Annotated in this window: 17 protein-coding genes; 9 read left to right on the top strand and 8 right to left on the bottom strand. The window is 60.6% G+C overall.

Going from position 1 to position 18,361, the window contains the following annotated elements; genetic code table 11:
* Positions 1-7 precede the first annotated feature (7 nt).
* The 5 genes from M0D69_RS29920 to lpxC all read left to right on the top strand — a co-directional run bounded on the left by M0D69_RS29920 (position 8) and on the right by lpxC (position 5,365).
* A complete protein-coding gene (locus M0D69_RS29920) occupies positions 8-760 on the top strand; it encodes a cell division protein FtsQ/DivIB (RefSeq protein WP_122175260.1) in 753 nt (250 codons plus the stop codon).
* Positions 761-787: 27 nt separating this feature from the next.
* Entirely contained in the window at positions 788-2,020 is a 1,233-nt protein-coding gene (gene ftsA / locus M0D69_RS29915) for a cell division protein FtsA (protein ID WP_031360698.1), read from the top strand.
* Positions 2,021-2,117: 97 nt separating this feature from the next.
* Entirely contained in the window at positions 2,118-3,311 is a 1,194-nt protein-coding gene (gene ftsZ / locus M0D69_RS29910; protein WP_301785465.1) for a cell division protein FtsZ, read from the top strand.
* Between the two features lie 266 nt (positions 3,312-3,577).
* A complete protein-coding gene (locus M0D69_RS29905) occupies positions 3,578-4,081 on the top strand; it encodes a peroxiredoxin (protein WP_301785464.1) in 504 nt (167 codons plus the stop codon).
* A 366-nt stretch (positions 4,082-4,447) separates the two neighbouring features.
* Positions 4,448-5,365 (top strand): UDP-3-O-acyl-N-acetylglucosamine deacetylase, encoded by a 918-nt coding sequence (gene lpxC, locus M0D69_RS29900; RefSeq protein WP_301785463.1) that lies wholly within the window; start codon positions 4,448-4,450, stop codon positions 5,363-5,365.
* Between the two features lie 49 nt (positions 5,366-5,414).
* On the opposite strand, the gene M0D69_RS29895 is transcribed toward lpxC, so the two are convergent.
* Positions 5,415-5,906, bottom strand: coding sequence for a DUF721 domain-containing protein (locus M0D69_RS29895; RefSeq protein WP_301785462.1), 492 nt, complete (start codon positions 5,904-5,906; stop codon positions 5,415-5,417).
* Positions 5,907-6,168: 262 nt separating this feature from the next.
* Here M0D69_RS29895 and secA point away from each other — a divergent pair, with 262 nt between their 5' ends.
* From secA to M0D69_RS29875, 4 genes are all read left to right on the top strand, one after another.
* A complete protein-coding gene (gene secA, locus M0D69_RS29890) occupies positions 6,169-8,979 on the top strand; it encodes a preprotein translocase subunit SecA (RefSeq protein WP_301785461.1) in 2,811 nt (936 codons plus the stop codon).
* 198 nt (positions 8,980-9,177) lie between these two features.
* The gene (argJ, locus tag M0D69_RS29885; RefSeq protein WP_301785460.1) at positions 9,178-10,419 is read left to right on the top strand and encodes a bifunctional glutamate N-acetyltransferase/amino-acid acetyltransferase ArgJ; all 1,242 of its coding nucleotides are present in this window, start codon (positions 9,178-9,180) and stop codon (positions 10,417-10,419) included.
* A gap of 14 nt (positions 10,420-10,433) precedes the next feature.
* Entirely contained in the window at positions 10,434-11,297 is an 864-nt protein-coding gene (locus tag M0D69_RS29880; RefSeq protein WP_301785459.1) for an ATP-binding protein, read from the top strand.
* Positions 11,294-11,743 (top strand): NUDIX domain-containing protein, encoded by a 450-nt coding sequence (locus M0D69_RS29875; protein WP_301785458.1) that lies wholly within the window; start codon positions 11,294-11,296, stop codon positions 11,741-11,743. The genes M0D69_RS29880 and M0D69_RS29875 overlap by 4 nt, the downstream gene beginning before the upstream one ends.
* A gap of 8 nt (positions 11,744-11,751) precedes the next feature.
* On the opposite strand, the gene yacG is transcribed toward M0D69_RS29875, so the two are convergent.
* The 7 genes from yacG to M0D69_RS29840 all read right to left on the bottom strand — a co-directional run bounded on the left by yacG (position 11,752) and on the right by M0D69_RS29840 (position 18,287).
* Complete coding sequence (gene yacG, locus M0D69_RS29870) at positions 11,752-11,943, bottom strand: DNA gyrase inhibitor YacG (RefSeq protein WP_075645280.1); 192 nt, start codon at positions 11,941-11,943, stop codon at positions 11,752-11,754.
* A gap of 57 nt (positions 11,944-12,000) precedes the next feature.
* A complete protein-coding gene (zapD, locus tag M0D69_RS29865) occupies positions 12,001-12,756 on the bottom strand; it encodes a cell division protein ZapD (RefSeq protein WP_047845289.1) in 756 nt (251 codons plus the stop codon).
* 156 nt (positions 12,757-12,912) lie between these two features.
* Positions 12,913-13,536, bottom strand: coding sequence for a dephospho-CoA kinase (gene coaE / locus M0D69_RS29860; RefSeq protein WP_301785457.1), 624 nt, complete (start codon positions 13,534-13,536; stop codon positions 12,913-12,915).
* Positions 13,537-13,551: 15 nt separating this feature from the next.
* Positions 13,552-14,460, bottom strand: coding sequence for an A24 family peptidase (locus M0D69_RS29855; RefSeq protein WP_301785456.1), 909 nt, complete (start codon positions 14,458-14,460; stop codon positions 13,552-13,554).
* Positions 14,448-15,140, bottom strand: a complete 693-nt coding sequence (locus M0D69_RS29850) for a GspE/PulE family protein (RefSeq protein WP_301785455.1) — start codon at positions 15,138-15,140, stop codon at positions 14,448-14,450. Before M0D69_RS29850 ends, M0D69_RS29855 begins: the two co-directional genes overlap by 13 nt.
* An 80-nt stretch (positions 15,141-15,220) precedes the next feature.
* Entirely contained in the window at positions 15,221-16,510 is a 1,290-nt protein-coding gene (locus M0D69_RS29845; protein ID WP_301785454.1) for an HlyC/CorC family transporter, read from the bottom strand.
* 115 nt (positions 16,511-16,625) lie between these two features.
* Entirely contained in the window at positions 16,626-18,287 is a 1,662-nt protein-coding gene (locus M0D69_RS29840; protein WP_301785453.1) for a tannase/feruloyl esterase family alpha/beta hydrolase, read from the bottom strand.
* Positions 18,288-18,361 lie beyond the last annotated feature (74 nt).

The raw sequence follows: 18,361 nt of genomic DNA, 5'->3' as shown, positions 1-18,361 counted from the left end.
ACCGAACATGTGGAACAACGCTCGCCAGATGAACCTCACGGCCAACGCACTGCACGTATTGCTCGTGTTCGTGCTGCTTGGGGCCGCCGGTTACTGGGCGATCCAGCGGCCGGAGTTCCGTTTGCGCGAGATCCAGATTGACGGTGACACGTCGCACATCAATTCGCCGACCGTGCGCGCGAGCGTCGTAGGCCATTTGAAGGGCAACTACTTCACCGTCGATCTCGACGCGGCACGCACTGCGTTCGAGCAGATGCCGTGGGTGCGTCACGCGAGCGTGCGGCGCGTGTGGCCGAACGCGCTGGCGGTGACGCTGGAGGAGTTCAAGCCGCTCGGCACGTGGGGCACGGATCAACTGGTGAGCGTGGACGGCGATCTGTTCACGGCGAACCAGGGTGAACTCGACGACGACCTGCCCGCGTTCGAAGGGCCGGATGGATCGGCGAAAGAAGTGGTGCAACGGTACCGGGATTTTACGAAGTGGTTCGCGCCGCTGGATGCGCATCCGGAAGAAGTCATCTTGTCGCCGCGATATGCGTGGACAGTGAAGCTTTCGAACGGGACGCAGATCGAATTGGGGCGCGAGCGTAATCAGGACACGTTGTTCGATCGCAGCCGACGGTTCGTGGCGGCGTGGTCGTCGGTGACGGGGCGGTGGGGGAATGACATCGAATACGCGGATTTGCGCTATCCGAACGGCTTTGCAGTCAAGGCCGCCGGCATGCGCTTCATCAGCGACACCGACAAAGTGAAGAAGTAAGCAGACATCACAGGCAATGAGCACGCTATGAGCAAAGACTACAAAGACTTGCTGGTCGCCCTCGACATCGGGACGTCGAAGGTGGTGGCTATCGTCGCCGAGTTGAAAGGCGAGGGCCACTACGAGGTGATCGGGCTCGGCCAGAGCGACTCCAAGGGATTGAAGAAGGGCGTTGTCGTCAACATCGAGGCGACGGTCCAGTCAATCCAGCGCGCGCTCGAAGAAGCCGAACTGATGGCCGATTGCAAGATCACGAATGTGTTCACCGGCATCGCCGGCAGCCACATTCGAAGCTTCAATTCGAGCGGCATGGTTGCCATCAAGGACAAGGAAGTCACGCAGACCGATGTGGCGCGCGTGATCGAGACGGCCAAGGCGATCAACATCCCGACCGATCAGCAGGTGCTGCATATCCTGACGCAGGAATTCATCATCGACGGGCAGGAAGATGTGCGCGAGCCGATCGGCATGAGCGGCATTCGGCTGGAAGTGAAGGTGCACATCGTGACGGGCGCGGTGAGCGCGGCGCAGAACATCGTGAAGTGCGTGCGCCGCTGCGGGCTCGAAGTGAACGACCTGATCTTGCAGCCGCTGGCTTCGTCGCTGGCGGTGCTGACGGAAGACGAGAAGGAGCTCGGCGTGGTGCTGGTGGATATCGGCGGCGGTACGACCGACATCGCGATCTTCAGCGAAGGCGCGATCCGTCATACGGCGGTGATTCCCATCGCCGGCGATCAGATCACGAGCGACGTGGCCATGGCTTTACGCACGCCGACGCCCGATGCCGAAGATATCAAGGTGAGCTACGGGATCGCGAAGCAGGCGCTGGCTGATCCGGACGAAATGATCGAAGTGCCGGGACTCGGCGAGCGCGGTCCGCGCACGCTGTCGCGGCAGGCGCTGGCGGCTGTTGTCGAACCGCGCGTGGAAGAGTTGTTCTCGCTCGTGCAGCAGGTCGTGCGCGAGTCGGGCTACGAAGAATTGCTGAGCAGCGGCGTGGTGCTGACCGGCGGTGCATCGATGATGCCCGGCATGGTCGAACTCGGCGAAGACATCTTCCTGAAGCCGGTGCGTATCGGCGTGCCCGAATATGCAGGCGGTCTGGCCGATGTGGTTCGCAACCCGCGTTATTCCACAGCGATGGGTTTGCTCGTCGAAGGCCGTTCGCAACGCATGCGCGGGCGCAAGGTTGCCGTGCAGTCCGGCTCGATGGGACAGGTTTTGGGACGCATGAAAGATTGGTTCCTGGGAAATTTCTGAACACAGAATTCGCGCTGGTGCCGGCGGCTGGCGCGCGACAAGAGGTTGCCCGATCTCTTGCCGAATAACGCCGATTTTCATTCTTGACGGAGGCAATATGGATTTCGAAATGCTGGAAACGGAAACCAACGGAACGATCATCAAGGTCGTTGGTGTTGGTGGTGCTGGCGGTAACGCGGTGCAGCACATGATCAACCGCGGAGTTCAGGGCGTGGACTTCATCGTGATGAACACGGATGCGCAGGCGCTCGCGCGTTCGCGTGCCACCCAGGTGATCCAGTTGGGCAACACGGGTCTCGGAGCAGGGGCCAAGCCGGACATGGGTAAGGCCGCAGCGGAAGATGCGCGTGAGCGCATCGCCGATGCACTGCGCGGCGCGCACATGGTGTTCATCACCGCAGGCATGGGTGGCGGCACGGGTACGGGCGCAGCGCCGGTCGTGGCTCAGATCGCGAAGGAAATGGGCATTCTGACCGTGGGTGTGGTCAGCAAGCCGTTCGAGTTTGAAGGCGGCCGCCGCATGCGCGTGGCTGAAGCGGGATCGCAGCAACTGGAGGATCACGTCGACTCGCTGATCGTCGTCCTGAACGACAAGCTGTTCGAGGTGATGGGCGATGACGCTGAGATGGACAAGTGCTTCCAGTGCGCTGACGACGTATTGAACAACGCTGTTGCCGGCATCGCGGAAATCATCAACGTCGACGGGCTGGTCAACGTCGACTTCGAAGACGTGAAGACGGTGATGGGCGAGCAAGGCAAGGCGATGATGGGCACGGCGACGGTGGCCGGTGTCGATCGCGCGCGCCTCGCCGCTGAGCAGGCGGTCGCAAGTCCGTTGCTGGAAGGCGTGGATCTGTCGGGGGCGCGTGGCGTGCTGGTGAACATCACGTCGAGCCGTTCGCTGCGTCTGTCGGAAACGCGCGAAGTGATGAACACGATCAAATCGTATGCAGCAGAAGACGCGACCGTGATCTTCGGCGCGGTGTATGACGACGCCATGGGCGATGCATTGCGCGTGACGGTTGTAGCAACGGGCCTCGGCCGTGCAGCGAAGAAGCAACAAGCTGCACCGATGACCCTGCTGCGCACGGGCACGGACAATGCGCCGGTTGCACACGCACAGCATAGCTACGCGCCGCAGCAATCGCACGGCACGGACTACGGCGCGCTGGATACGCCGGCTGTGTGGCGTTCGTCGCGGGAAACGGCGGCTTCGCACGTGCAGGCGCTGCAGGAAAAGGGCGTGGACACATACGACATTCCGGCGTTCTTGCGCAAGCAAGCAGACTGATGATTCTTGCCGGGTCGGCTGCTTGATTTAAGCGCCCGTTGGCAAAAATCTCAGGCGATGGTTGTTCTGCCTCGTTATCAGGCCGCGTCTTCCGGATGCTGGACTGTGGCGGAGTGACCGCCTCGATTGCGTTCATCATCGTCTATATTGGGATGAGATCGAAACGCAAAGCGGTGACGGAACAACGGCGTTGCGTGTACGTGTGTGAAGAATCAAAGTGGTAGATCGCTGGCGTGACCAGCACTGACTCAGTGAAAGGCCGATCCATGATCAAGACAGGCGAAACGCTGCCCGACGAACGTCTCTTCGAATTTATCGAGGTGGCGTCGGAGGGTTGTGCCGTGGGACCGAACGGTTTCTCGGCGCGTGAGCGGACGGCGGGCAAGCGCGTGGTGATCTTCGGATTGCCGGGCGCGTTCACGCCTACCTGTTCCGCCAGGCACGTGCCGGGTTTTGTCGAGAATGCGGAGAAGTTCGCGGCTGCGGGTATCGATGAAATCTGGTGTGTCTCCGTCAACGACGCGTTCGTCATGAACGCGTGGGGACGCGATCTTCAAACCTCGGGCAAGGTGAAGATGATCGCCGACGGCAGCGCACGTTTTACCCGAGCACTCGGCCTGGAGCAGGATTTGTCGGAGCGTGGCATGGGAATTCGCTCCCAGCGTTACGCGATGGTGGTCGAGAACGGCGTGGTCAAGGCGCTGAACCTCGAGGCACCCGGCAAGTTTGAAGTCAGCAGCGCTGAGAGCGTACTGGCGACGTTGGGCTGATGTTTCAAGCGATGTTGAATCAATGTTGGGTCGATTTCAGGTCGATAGCACGGACATTGTGTTGCATTCGTGCTACAAAAGATGACGTTTGTGCCGTCGCTTGAAACACGCCGCAACACAGTCGCAACAAAGCCGTAATACGGCGCCGATGTCCGGGAATGCCTCCATTCCGGTCATCGGCCCGACCCTCCTTGCGTGCGCGTAGCCGTGCGTTTTGTGTGCCGAACTTACACGGTAACTTCGGGAAACAAGTTGCAACCTTCCTCCCGGGACGACGCGAGGTGATTAGAGTATACTCCGCGCTATTGAATACAAATTCACGATTGATTCTCTCAATCGAGAGTCACAATCGAAGCGAAAAAAATCATGTTGAAGCAGCGAACCATTAAAGCCATCGTCAAAACCGTCGGGATCGGCCTGCATTCGGGCCGTAAGGTGGAATTGACGCTTCGGCCCGCGCCGGCCAACACCGGCATTGTCTTTGCGCGTATCGACCTGCCCGAGCCGGTGGACATTCCGGCGTCGGCTTTGGCTATCGGCGACACGCGCCTGGCTTCGGTGTTGCAGAAGGACGGCGCGCGCGTGTCGACCATCGAGCATTTGATGTCGGCGTGCGCGGGGCTGGGTATCGACAATCTGTATGTCGATGTCACGGCTGAAGAAATTCCGATTATGGACGGCAGTGCTGCTTCTTTCGTGTTTCTGATTCAATCGGCGGGTATTGAAGAACAGAACGCGGCAAAGAAATTCATCAAGGTGACGAAGCCGGTTGAAATCCGCGACGGCGATAAATTCGCGCGTCTCGATCCGTATTTCGGCTTCAAACTGAAGTTCACCATTGATTTCCGCCATCCGGCTGTCGATAAAACCGGTCAGGCGCTTGAAGTGGATTTTGCGAATACATCCTATGTTCGGGACATTGCGCGGGCACGGACGTTCGGTTTTGCGCATGAAGTGGAAATGATGCGTGAGCTCGGATTGGCGCGTGGCGGCAGCATGGATAACGCCATCGTATTGGACGAATACCGGATTCTGAATAACGACGGTTTGCGTTATGAAGACGAGTTCGTGAAGCACAAGATGCTGGACGCGATCGGCGACCTGTATGTGGTCGGTCATCCGTTGCTGGCGTCGTATGCCGCGTATAAAGGCGGCCACGCAATGAATAATATGTTGCTGCGTGAATTACTGGCGCACGAAGATGCGTATGAAATCGTGACGTTCGAGGATAAACAAGCGGCACCGCGCGGTTTCGCTTTCGACACCCAAACGGCGTTCGCGTAAAGTATTTAGCAAGTCAGAATGGAAATGAGCGGCGGCTTTCGAGCGCCGCTCATTTTTTTTGCGTTTTCGCGTGATGACGCGCAGCCATTTTAGCGAGTGCTTCCTGAAGCGGCGACGGTTCGAGCGTCTCGGCGAGCGTTTGCAGCGCATCGGCTCCGGCGGCTGACATACGCGCTTGTTTCGGCGGCACGACATCTTTCATCGCCTGAGGCCGCACGCGAATCTTCAGCGCATTAACTGCCCAGCCGCGCTGTTGCAGATCGGCTAGAAGACGCGGTTCGATGTGTCGAAGACGGGCGGCGAGCGCGTTATGTCCGGCAAAAAGCGCCAGTACGCCGTCTTTAATGAAACCCGGTTCCACGTTCGATCCAAGATAATCGGGCAGCAGCGCAACCAGATCGCGTTGTAGCGCCGTCACTTGCTCCACGCCCGCGCGCAACGCGAGAAACTCGCTCGTGCGGCCGAGCACGTCCGAGAGCGCCTGTGGCTTGCGGGGATCGAAGCGTGGCGGAGGCCTTGAATTCGGCGGAAATCGGCTCATTTTTCAATCTGTGGGGCGGGCGGCGACGCGTTGATTGTAACGCTCTACACCTCGCGAAATGGCACGGCGCCTGTCGCTTTGAAGGGTGTTTGGCTTGTCGTCCGGCCGCTGTACCACAAACGATGCGCGCGCAAGCTCCAGCGGGGGCGCGTGCTAAAATCCCCGATTCGATTTCACCCATGGACTTAAGCCGCCGAGGTTCCCCGAACTGGGACGCATCCAGCGTGCTCTAAGCCGATACCGCGACGCAGACACTGATCCGATGACCACCGGTTTCCTCCAAAAGTTTTTTGGCAGTCGCAACCAGCGCCTAGTCAAGCAATACCAAAAGACCGTTGCGGCGATCAATGCTTTCGAGCCGACGATCGAGCAGTACACGGACAAGCAACTGCGCGCGAAGACCGACGAGTTCCGTCAGCGCGTGGCGAGCGGCGAATCGCTCGACCGGTTGCTGCCCGAAGCGTTCGCGGTGTGCCGCGAGGCCAGCAAACGCGTGCTGAAAATGCGTCACTTCGACGTCCAGCTGATCGGCGGCATGGTGCTGCATTACGGCAAGATTGCGGAAATGCGCACGGGCGAGGGCAAGACGCTTGTCGCTACGCTGGCCGCGTATCTCAACGCGTTGTCCGGGCGCGGCGTCCACGTGGTCACCGTGAACGATTACCTCGCGCAACGCGACGCCGAATGGATGGGCAAGCTCTACAACTTCCTCGGGTTGTCGTGGGGCATCAACCTGTCGCAAATGGAACACGCGCAGAAGCAGGAAGCCTACGCCGCGGACATCACGTACGGCACGAACAACGAGTTCGGCTTCGACTACCTGCGCGACAACATGGTCTACGAGACCCACGCACGCGTGCAGCGGCCGCTGAATTTCGCGGTGGTCGACGAAGTGGACTCGATTCTCATCGACGAAGCGCGTACGCCGCTCATCATTTCCGGCCAGGCCGAAGATCACACCGAACTCTACGTGCGTATGAACGCGCTGCCGCCGCTGCTCGAGCAGCAGATCGGCGAAGAGAAAGCGGACGGAACGGGCGTCGAGAAAGTAGGCGACTACACGCTCGATGAAAAAGCGCGGCAGGTTTTCCTCACCGAACAAGGTCACGAGAAGGCCGAGCGCCTGCTGGCCGAATGGGGCTTGATCGGTGAAGGCGAAAGTCTTTATGCGCCGCAGAACATCACGCTGATGCACCACGTGTACGCCGCATTGCGCGCGCATACGCTGTTTTTCCGCGACCAGCATTACGTGGTCCAGGGCAATGAAGTTGTGATCGTCGACGAGTTCACCGGCCGCATGATGACCGGCCGGCGCTGGTCGGACGGCTTGCATCAGGCCGTGGAAGCGAAGGAACACGTCAAGATCCAGAACGAGAACCAGACGCTCGCGTCCATCACGTTCCAGAACTTCTTCCGCATGTATTCGAAGCTGTCCGGCATGACGGGTACGGCGGACACCGAAGCGTACGAATTCAACGAGATCTACGGCCTGGAAACGGTTGTGATCCCGACGAACCGTCCGCCGAAGCGCATCGACAAGCAGGATCAGATCTACAAGACGGCGAAGGAGCGCTACGACGCCGTCACGCGCGATATCCGTGAATGCGTCGAACGCGGACAGCCGGTCCTGGTCGGCACTACGTCCATCGAAGCGTCGGAATTGCTTTCGGGGCTGCTCACGCAAGCAGGGCTGAAGCATGAGGTCCTGAACGCGAAACAGCACGCGCGCGAAGCGGCGATTGTCGCGGAAGCGGGACGGCCGAGTGCTGTGACCATCGCGACGAACATGGCCGGTCGCGGCACGGACATCGTGCTGGGCGGCAATGTGGAGAAGCAGTCGTCGTTTATCGAAGTGGACGAATCGCTCTCTGAAGACGAGAAACAGCGCCGCATCAAGCATCTCGAAGACGAATGGCAAACGCTTCACGACCGCGTGAAGGTGTCGGGCGGGCTGCATATTATCGGTACGGAACGGCATGAATCGCGTCGTATCGACAATCAATTGCGCGGCCGTGCCGGACGTCAGGGCGATCCGGGTTCGTCGCGGTTCTATCTCTCGCTGGACGATCCGCTCCTGCGTATTTTCGCCGGCGATCGCGTGCGCTCCATCATGGATCGCCTGAAGATGCCGGAGGGCGAGGCGATCGAAGCGGGCATCGTGACGCGGTCGATCGAATCGGCGCAGCGCAAGGTGGAAGCGCGCAACTTCGATATCCGCAAGCAATTGCTCGAATACGACGACGTATCGAACGATCAGCGCAAGGTGATCTACCAGCAGCGCAACGAATTGCTCGAAGCGACCGACGTGGCCGAGACGATCACCGCGATGCGCCAGAGCGTGATTACCGAGGTGACGCGCACGTATATCCCGGCGGGAAGTATTGAAGAGCAGTGGAGCGCGCCGGAACTCGAAGAGGCGCTGCGCAACGACTGGGCGCTCGATCTCGCGGTTCAGGAGATGATCAACGAGTCGAATTCCATCGACGCCGATGAAATTCTCGAAGCCGTGGTTTCCGCTGCCGATGAAGCCTACGAGGCCAAGGTGGCGCTGGTCGGACGTGAATCGTTCAGCGCGTTCGAGCGTTCGATCATGCTGCAGACGCTCGACAGCCGCTGGCGCGAGCATCTCGCCGCACTGGATCACCTGCGCCAGGGCATCCATTTGCGCGGTTACGCGCAGAAAAACCCGAAGCAGGAATACAAGCGCGAAGCGTTCGAACTGTTCGCCGCCATGCTGGATTCCGTGAAGCAGGAAGTCACGCGTGTCGTGATGAACGTGCAGATCCAGTCGCCGGAACAGCTTGAAGAGGCCGCCGAGCAGTACGAAGAGAAGGGCAGCCATCTGGAGAACGTATCGTTCCAGCACGCGGACTTCGACGGCGGCGGAGCGGCGGCAGCCGCAGTGGCCACCGATGCCACCACGCAAATGGTCAATCAGGCAATGGCCTACGGCGACGACACGACGGTCGCAACCCGTGCGGCCGCCGACGACGTGCCGAAAGTCGGTCGCAACGACCCGTGCCCATGCGGCAGCGGCAAGAAGTACAAAAATTGTCACGGCAAGCTCGCATAATCGGCGCTTGAAGAGCCGTAGCGAGTAACAAGCAGGCATTGGAGACAGGCGACGCAGCGATGCGTCGTTTGTCTTTGGCAGATTGGTTTTGTTTTTCCCGGGCGTTGGTCTTCTCAACAAGTCAGGCGCCGTTTATTCATCTCCGTGCCGGCTCGCGTCTCGCGCGCCGGCACTCGCCACTTTCAGCGAGTCGCGAACATGGCCGTCAATTTCCCCTCGATCGATCCCGCCAACCTGCATCCCGTCGCCGGCGTCACGCTAGGCTGGGCGGAGGCGAACATTCGAAAACCGAATCGCAAGGATGTGCTCGTCATACAGATCGAAGAAGGTGCGACGCTCGGCGGCGTGTTCACGCAGAACCGCTTCTGCGCGGCGCCGGTTACGGTGTGTCGTGAGCATCTGGACGCGGTACGCGCCGGCGCCAAAGGCATTCGTGCGCTGGTGGTGAATACGGGCAACGCCAATGCGGGAACCGGCGAGCCGGGTATGGCGCACACACGCGAAACCTGTGCGGCGCTGGCAGGGCTTCTGGACCTGGAAGCCACGCAGATCCTGCCGTTTTCCACAGGCGTGATTCTCGAACCGCTGCCGGTCGACCGTTTGAAAGCCGGGCTGCCCACCGCGCTGGCGAATCAAAAACCGGCTCACTGGTTCGAAGCCGCGCAAACCATCATGACCACCGATACGCTGCCGAAAGCGGCATCGCGTCAGGTTCAGATCGATGGCCACACGATTACGCTGTCGGGTATCAGCAAGGGCGCCGGCATGATCCGGCCGAACATGGCGACCATGCTCGGTTTTCTCGCCTGCGACGCCGCCCTCACGCAGCCGGTGCTCGATACGCTGATCAAGCACGTGGCGGATCGCTCGTTCAACTGCATCACCATCGACGGCGATACCTCGACGAACGACTCGTTTATCGTGATCGCTTCGGGCAAGTCGACGCTGCCTTTGATCGCTTCGACCGATTCTCCCGCCTATCTGGCCTTGCGCGATGCCGTGACATCGGTGGCGCAGGAGCTGGCGCAATTGATCGTGCGCGACGGCGAGGGCGCAACCAAGTTCATGACGGTGACGGTGGAAGGCGGCGCGAGTGAAGCCGAATGCCGCCTGATTGCGTACGCGATTGGCCATTCGCCGCTGGTCAAAACCGCGTTCTACGCTTCCGATCCCAACCTGGGCCGGATTCTTGCCGCCATCGGTTATGCAGGCGTTGCTGATCTCGATGTGAACAAGATCGACCTGTATCTGGACGACGTCCTGGTCGCGAAAAACGGTGGCCGCAATCCTGAGTATCGCGAGGAAGACGGCCAGCGCGTGATGAAGAAAAGCGAGATCGCGATCCGCGTCTTGCTCGGCCGTGGCCAAGCCGATGCCACGATCTGGACGTGCGACCTCTCGCACGATTACGTCAGCATCAACGCCGATTACCGGTCCTGAACCACACATTTCCCATGGATAAACTCGAACAATTTCTGACTCGCGCCGAAGCCGTCCTGGCGCGCGTTGAAGGGATGTTGCCGCCGGCCCCGCCCGAAATCGACTGGAACAGTGCGATGGCGTTTCGCTGGCGCAAGCGCCAGGGACGCGGTTTTCTGCAGCCCGTGCCGAATTTGTCGCCGCTGACGCTCGACGATCTCTGCAACATCGAGCGCCAGAAGGGGCTTATCGAGCAGAACACGCGGCAGTTCGTGCGCAAGTCGCCGGCGAACAACGTGCTGCTGACGGGCGCGCGCGGCACGGGCAAGTCGTCGCTGATCAAGGCGTGCCTGAACGCGTACGCCTCGGAAGGGCTGCGCCTGATCGAAGTCGACAAGGACGATCTGCACGATCTCGGCGATATCGTCGACCTGATCTCCGCGCGGCCGGAACGGTTCATCGTTTTCTGCGATGACCTCTCGTTCGAAGAAGGTGAGTCGGGCTACAAGGCGCTGAAAGTGGCGCTGGACGGCTCGATCTCCGCGCAATCCGACAACGTGCTGATCTACGCAACGTCGAACCGGCGCCATTTGTTGCCCGAATACATGAGCGACAACGAGACCTACAAACACACGTCAGACGGCGAAATTCATCCCGGCGAAGTGGTTGAAGAAAAGATCTCGCTGTCCGAGCGATTCGGCTTGTGGGTGAGCTTTTACCCGTTCAAACAGGACGATTACCTGACGATCGTCGGGCATTGGCTGAAGCATTTCGGCTGTGAGGCAGAAGAGATTGCCGGAGCGCGCGGCGATGCTCTTGTGTGGGCGCTGGAGCGCGGCTCGCGTTCGGGACGGGTGGCGTGGCAGTTCGCCCGCGACTGGTCGGGCCGCAAAGCATGACGACTTTTCCCGCGAGTTCTTCAAACACCGCACCCGACGGACGCAAGGTGACGGAAGTGGCCGTTGGCGTGCTTGTGCAGCCGGACGGCCGTTATCTTCTCGCGCAACGCCCGGAAGGCAAACCGTATGAAGGTTACTGGGAATTCCCGGGCGGCAAGCTGGAAGTGGGGGAAGGCGTTGAAGCAGCGCTCGCGCGGGAATTGCACGAGGAATTGGGCATTGATGTGACCGCCTGCGAGCGCTGGCGGACGCTCGAGCACGATTACCCGCATGCTTACGTGCGGCTCTTCTTTTGCAAGGTGACGGCGTGGAACGGCGATCCGGTCGGCCGTGAAGGTCAGGCGCTAGCCTGGCAGCATCTTCCCGCCGATGTCGCGCCGTTGCTGCCCGCGGCCATTCCTGTGCTGGAGTGGCTGCAGGCGGAAGCGGTTTGGCCGCGGGGCTAGTGCTAGTTCTAGTTCAGGTCGCTATGGGAATCTTCATCCGGCGGTGTGTCCAACGGACTACCGCCGATCTTGTACTTTTCGGCTGCCCAAGCGCCGAGATCAATCTGCTTGCAACGGTCTGAACAAAACGGACGAAAGCGGCTTTCGGGAACCCAGCGGACGTCCTTCTCGCAGGTCGGGCATTTAACGATGGTAGTCATTCGGCAGAGCGGATTCCAAAGAGGTTGTGTTCAGTAAATGGGGTTTTTAAGCCCAACTTAAAGACTGCACAGCGTCAGGTGGAACGGGATGTCGGCGTCCACGGCGCGTGGCCTCAGATCGCCGTCCTGCACCGTGAAGCGAACCCACAGCATGTACTTGTTCGCGCTCGCTTCAGGAATCAGGCGCGTGTCGGACGGTACCCGCACCTGCATCAATTGATAAATTCGACCCGAAAGCATCTGCTGATAGCTGCCTTGCATTGCCATCACCTTGGACGCCTGTCCCGATTCGCGTGCGAGACGCAGCACGATAGTGGCGGCGTCGCGTAGCGGCAGCATGGGCGTGACCCATTTCGCGATGTCTCCGCGACGCTCCTCGGCTGGATTTTGTTGCCATGCGAAGTACGACGGTAGATCAAAGCGGCAGGTTCCACCCGGGATGATCGTCCGGCTGCGAATGCTCGCGAGCCACTCGTTATCGGCGAGATGCTGGCCTGTCTTGCCCTGCATCTGCCCAAGCCCGGCCAGCGTTTGCTCGATCTCGCCCAGCACGGACTCCAGCGCATCCTGCTCGATACCGGGATTGCCCCGGAACGGCGCGAGCGTCTGGCGTTGCCGCTCCAGCTCCTTCATCAGGTCTGCTTTCAGATCCGTGCGGCCCGCGACTTCGGCGATCTCGAACAACGTAGTCAGTGCAGCGTGATGTTCGCGCGGGTCTTCTTGAGTCAGAAAGAAGGTGAAGCGCTCGAAAAGGTCTTCGAGGCGCAGCAGCGTTCGGATTCGCTCGTTGAAGGGGTACTCGTAAAGGATCAAGCGCGCTCGCCTCGGCGTTGGTCGATGGGTTCGATGGCAGAAAGTGAGGACATTCTAATGCCGCATCAAACCCACGGCAAATCCACGCGTTTGATAGCATCCGGCGCGCATTTTCAGCGCCGTTCGTGACGAGTTCGAACGCGTTGCACGCACTTGCTAGGTACGCGGTTTGCTCCCTTCCGAGGCCATCGCCACATAGCGCATGTGCAGGGCGTCTACCTCGCGCTGCAGCGTGTCGAGTGTGGCGGCGGAGTCGTTGACGACTACATCGTCGGCTGCCTCCAGCCGTGCTTCACGCGTGGCCTGACGCGCGATGATCGCGAGCACCTGATCACGTGTGAAGCCGTTGCGCTGCATCACGCGTTCGATTTGCGTTTCCACCGGACAATCGACCACGAGAATGCGCTCCACTTTGCTGGCGCGTTCGCCGGCTTCAATCAGCAACGGCACCACGACGACGTGATAAGCACCTTGCGCTTCACTACGTTGCCGCTCACTCTCGGCACGGATCAGCGGATGCGTGATTGATTCGAGTTGAGCCTTGGCGGCGCTATCGGAGAAAACGCGCGCGCGCATTCTCGCGCGATCCAGCGAGCCGTCGGGGGCGACGTATTCCGGGCCGAACGTGCTTTCAATCAGAGGCATCGCGACACCGCCCGGCGCGGTGATCTGGTGCGCGATCAAGTCAGTGTCGATGACCGGCACGCCGAGTGCCGCGAACATGTCCGCCACCGTGGTCTTGCCGCTGCCGATCCCGCCGGTCAAGCCGATGCTGAACATCGCTTTGCCCCTTTTTTAACCAAACACCGCGTAAAGCGGCGTACCAAAAAATAGCGTAATCACGCCGCCTGCCGCGAGAAACGGCCCGAACGGCAGCGGTTCTTCAAACCGCATCTTGCCGATGACCGTTGCCGCCAGTCCAAAGATCGCGCCCGCTACCGCCGACAGCAGCACGACCTGCGGCAGTGCTTGCCAGCCGAGCCACGCGCCGAGTGCGGCGAGCAGTTTGAAATCGCCGTAACCCATGCCTTCCACGCCGCGCACGAGCCTGAAAAGCCAATACACGCACCAGAGAAACAGATATCCCGTGATCGCGCCGATCACCGCTTCGTGCAGCGGGACGAATGCAGTGTCGCCGAGATTGACGATCAGGCCAGCCCATAGCATCGGCAAGGTCAACGTGTCGGGCAAATAGCGGGTATCGAAGTCGATCAGGCTCGTGGCCAGGAGCGTGGCGCATAAGCCGAAAGCCGCGAGCGCCATCAGCGTGGGCCCGAACGCGAACAGCGACAGGGCGGCGAGCAGTGCGGTACCCAGTTCCGTGAGCGGGTAACGTGCGCTGACATGCGCGTTGCATTTCGCGCAGCGGCCGCGTAGCAGAACATAACTCACGACCGGAATATTTTCCCATGGGCGCAACACGTGGCCGCAATGCGGGCACGCGCTGCGCGGCACTGCAAGGTTGTAGCGGGCGGGCGGCGTGATTTTATTGGCGTTATCTTCCGGGGCGGCCGTGTTCTCCGCCTGCCATGCGCGTTCGAGCATGATCGGCAGACGATGCACGACCACCGTCAGAAAGCTGCCGATCACCAGCCCGAAGACGATCGCGAAACCATACTGCGCCGCGAGCGGCAAAGCGCTGAACGCGGAACCGTAAGCGTCGAGATAGCGGCCTGAAAACTCCGCCTGATTCAAAGGCTGCATGGCTGTCCTGGGTTGAATTCGGCTGCGATCCTACACCACCTACACCACATTGCCGAGCTGAACGATCGGAAGATACATCGCGACGACGAGACCGCCCACCAACGCGACGCACAGCCACGCGCCTCGAACGGTCTGAAGCCCGGCTCGAACTCCGGTTCCGAAAGCATGCGACACGCTTCGCAAAGCCGCCGTACCAGCCGTTGCGCGGTGACTAGCCTCAGTGCTGACGCCAGGTTGTACGGGGCAATGCCGATATCGATTAGTCGCGCGATGGCGGCGGGCGCGTCGTTCGTATGCAGCGTGAAGAGCACAAGGTGGCCCGTTTGTGCCGCCTTCACCACGACGTCGGCGGTTTCGGCGTCGCGGATTTGGACCGGCAGTGAATTTACGCGGTGGTCCTCGGGATTTCCGTTCGCAAGCGGCAACCGCAAGCGCCCGTCTTGCGGCACGCGCCGCTGGGCAATATCCATATGCGCAAGCACTTTGATGCGCGTCGTGAATGCGTCGCGCAAATGGGGAGGCGGCTTGAGATACGTATGCAACGCGCCGTCGATACGCAACCGGATGCGCCACTCGTGCTCGCCCGGCTCGACGTGGCTATCGGATGCGCCGCGCGCCGCGGCTTCACGCTGGGTATCAGCGAGCAACCCGACGGCCGGGGCACTGTCCGTATCTGCCATTGCTTCGGCCGGGCGAGCGGATAACCGCGGCGGTGGCCGCGAAAACGTAACCGCCACAGCCCATGAACTCAACTACGTTTCTAGCCCTGCTTCCTCAGCACCACGCCTTGCGGGCGGAATATTTTCACGGTGCGTATCGCCTGATCGTCGCTGCGCATTACTTCGAAGTGCACGCCTGCAATACCTACGCTCACGTCGCCGTCCGGGATCTCTTCCAGCGTCTCGAGGATCAGGCCGTTGAGGGTCTTGGGGCCATCGGTGGGAAGCGTGAGTTTGAGCCATCGGTTCAGCTCTCGCAGCGGCATGCTGCCCGCCACGATGCACTCGCCGTTCTCATCCCAGCCGCCGCGCGAACCCGCGCCGCGTGGAATGGTCGTGGTGAACTCGCCGATCAATTCTTCGATGATGTCTTCCGGCGTCACCAGCCCCTGCAACTCGCCGTATTCGTTCACGACGATCGCGATGCGGTGGCGGCTTTCCTGAAAGAACTGCAATTGTTGAAACACGGGTGTGCCGGCCGGGACGAAGTACGGCTCGGCCAAAAGCTCACGCAAGGTCTCGCGCTCGAACTCCTGGTTATGCAGCCCCGAAAGCGTTTTTCTCACGTGCAGAACGCCCAGCACGCGATCGATATCGCCTTGATATACCACCAGCTTGTTGTGATAACAGGTCTCGAGCTGATGCAGGATCGTGTCGAAAGGGGCGTCGAAATCCAGCGCTTCAATCCGGCGGCGCGGGATCATTACGTCGTCGACGGTGATGTTCTCCAGATCGAACAGGTTCAGCAGAATGCTGCGGTGCTTGGTCGGCATGAAATTGCCCGATTCCAGCACGATGGTGCGCAATTCTTCCGTGGAAAGCCGCTGGTCCCGGCCGCCTTTCGTATTGATGTGCAGAACCTTCAGAACGCCGCTCGCGAACAGGTTGACGAACCAGACGAGCGGCCGGGCCACACGCATCAATGGCGACAAAATCAGGCTGGCCGGCAGCGCGACTCTCTCCGGGTACGTCGCGCCGACAATCTTCGGCGCAATCTCCGCAAACACGATGATCAGGAACGCGACAATCCCGGTCGTTATCGACAACACCAGATTGTTATGGCCGAAGGTGTGCAGCGCGATGGACGTTGTCAGTACCGGAATGATCGTGTTGATCAGATTGTTGCCAATCAGGATCACGCTGAGCAGCTGGTCGGTCTTGGATAGCAGGTTCTGCGTGACACGGGCGCGCAGCGAACCCTGGTTGGCGAGGTGCTTCAGGCGATGGCGATTGAGCGCCATCATCGACGTTTCGGAAATCGAGAAGAATGCGGAAAGAAACAACAGCAGGAAAATGGCGCAGATTTGCGCCCATAAGGGAATGTGGTCCACGCGCGATCTGGAAAGGGAGGATGGGAAAGACTATAGCAGAGCAGAAAACGATCGCTTCTCTTGCTCGACATGCCTTCCGGACGGTGGTTCGGCCTATCCCGTCCTCCCTTGGCGATTACTGGCTACAACTGAAACTCGCTGCTGAATTGATGTCACCGCCCGTGTATTTCGGCCAGCTCGGGTAACGGCACAGCGGCCGCGTACGCCCGGCAGTTGCAGCGGTCGAGTCCGTAACGGTGAGCGTTCCCGGCGCAGTGCCGTTTTCCACCCACTGCTCCAGGGCACCAAGCGAATCGACTTGCGGCAGGAACGGCCCGGTGCCGTGACCAACGCCTGGCATCAGGTAGAAGCGCACGAAACTGTCGACGGAAGCCTGGCCGAATTTCTGCACCAGTGCGTTGTAGTAGTCCACCGACGAATCCGTGCTGACGATTTCATCGGCGAGACCGTGCGTGATGATCGCCCTACCGCCCTTCGCGATGAACGCCGAGAGCTCGGGGTTGGTTGCATCGCTTTCAGCGGAGACTTGCTGGACTTGTGCCTGATAAGCGCCCGGATTCAGAGGATCGAGGGTGAGCGAATTGAACGTAGGGATACGCGTGATGAAGTACTTCACCCACTGATCGCCCGTGACCCACTGGTTCGCGTCGTTCTTGCCCGCGGGGTTGGCCGGTGTTGGCGAAGTGCCGAAGTTCCGCGTGGTGTACGGGCCCGCGAACACGGAGCCGGCAAGGATGTTGTACCCGGCGTAACGCGTGACGCCGTTCGCGAGCGGATAGGGCAGAAGCATCGGCGAAGCAATGGTGTTCACCGTCGCGATCTGTGCGTCGGAGAGACACGTATCTCCCGTGTCCTTGCCGGCCGGGCAGCGCAGGGCTGCGAGCACCGCGGGCGCTTGCAGCTTGCAGGCCGCAACGTTCGAGATGATGCCGTCGGCAACGCCATCGAGCGTATCGCAGGCTTTCGTCACGGCGTTTTCGAGCAGCACGGTCTTGTTCACATCGAGCCAGCCCGAGCCGCCGTTCAGGTACAGCGCGCGGCCAAGCACGACGTTGGAAAGGCGCAAGCCCGTGTAGTTCAGCGCGGGCCGGTTCACAACAATGCCGTCGTAGTCGGCGGGCCAGCGCTGGATCACGGTGAGGCCGTCGCGGCCGCCGGTAGAGCTGCCGAAGAAATACGTCTTCGTGGGCGCCGCGCCGTAACGCGCCTTCAGCAACAGCATCGCGACGTCGTGCGTTTTTTTCAGCGTCAAGCCGCCGTAGTTGGCGAGTGCTTCGTCGTTCGCCGCGAACGAGCCGTCGGTAATGCTTTTGCTCTGATGACCGGAATCGTCGCCGAAAGTGACGTAGCCGCGGGTGAGAGGTGTCGACGAACCGGCAGGCGCCATGTCGAGCGCGGCAAGGCCGGTGATGAGCGTGCCGTCGAAGCCGCCGCCGCCATATTGCAGGGCTTTTTTGTTCCACACCGTCGGCAAGTTGACTTCGAAGTTGATGTTCGGCGCGGTTGCATCGACAGGCGCGATGGTGCCGTTCAGCTGGCAATACTCGCCGGCCGTACTCGAGGCCGCGACCAGCGTCGCACTTGCCACAGTCGCGCCATTGCTGGGCGCACCGATCGATGTCGCCGCTATTTTCGTACCACCGAGCGCGGTGCACGCAGCGGCGGAGGAAATAGGCGGCGTGGGAGGCGTGCTGTCGTTATTCGACGACGAACCGCCGCAACCGGCGAGCGTCGCGACGACAAGGGACACGCCGCAAGCGGCGATGTGGGTTTTCATGATGCTGTCTCCGTATGTTTTATGAACTGCTGCTTCCATCGGGCAAACGAACCAAGCGAGTCAAATAACGCAAC

Origin of the sequence: Caballeronia sp. SEWSISQ10-4 2, assembly GCF_030464885.1 — a bacterium.
Taxonomy (GTDB): domain Bacteria; phylum Pseudomonadota; class Gammaproteobacteria; order Burkholderiales; family Burkholderiaceae; genus Caballeronia.
This window is presented reverse-complemented; position numbering and strand designations above follow the sequence as displayed.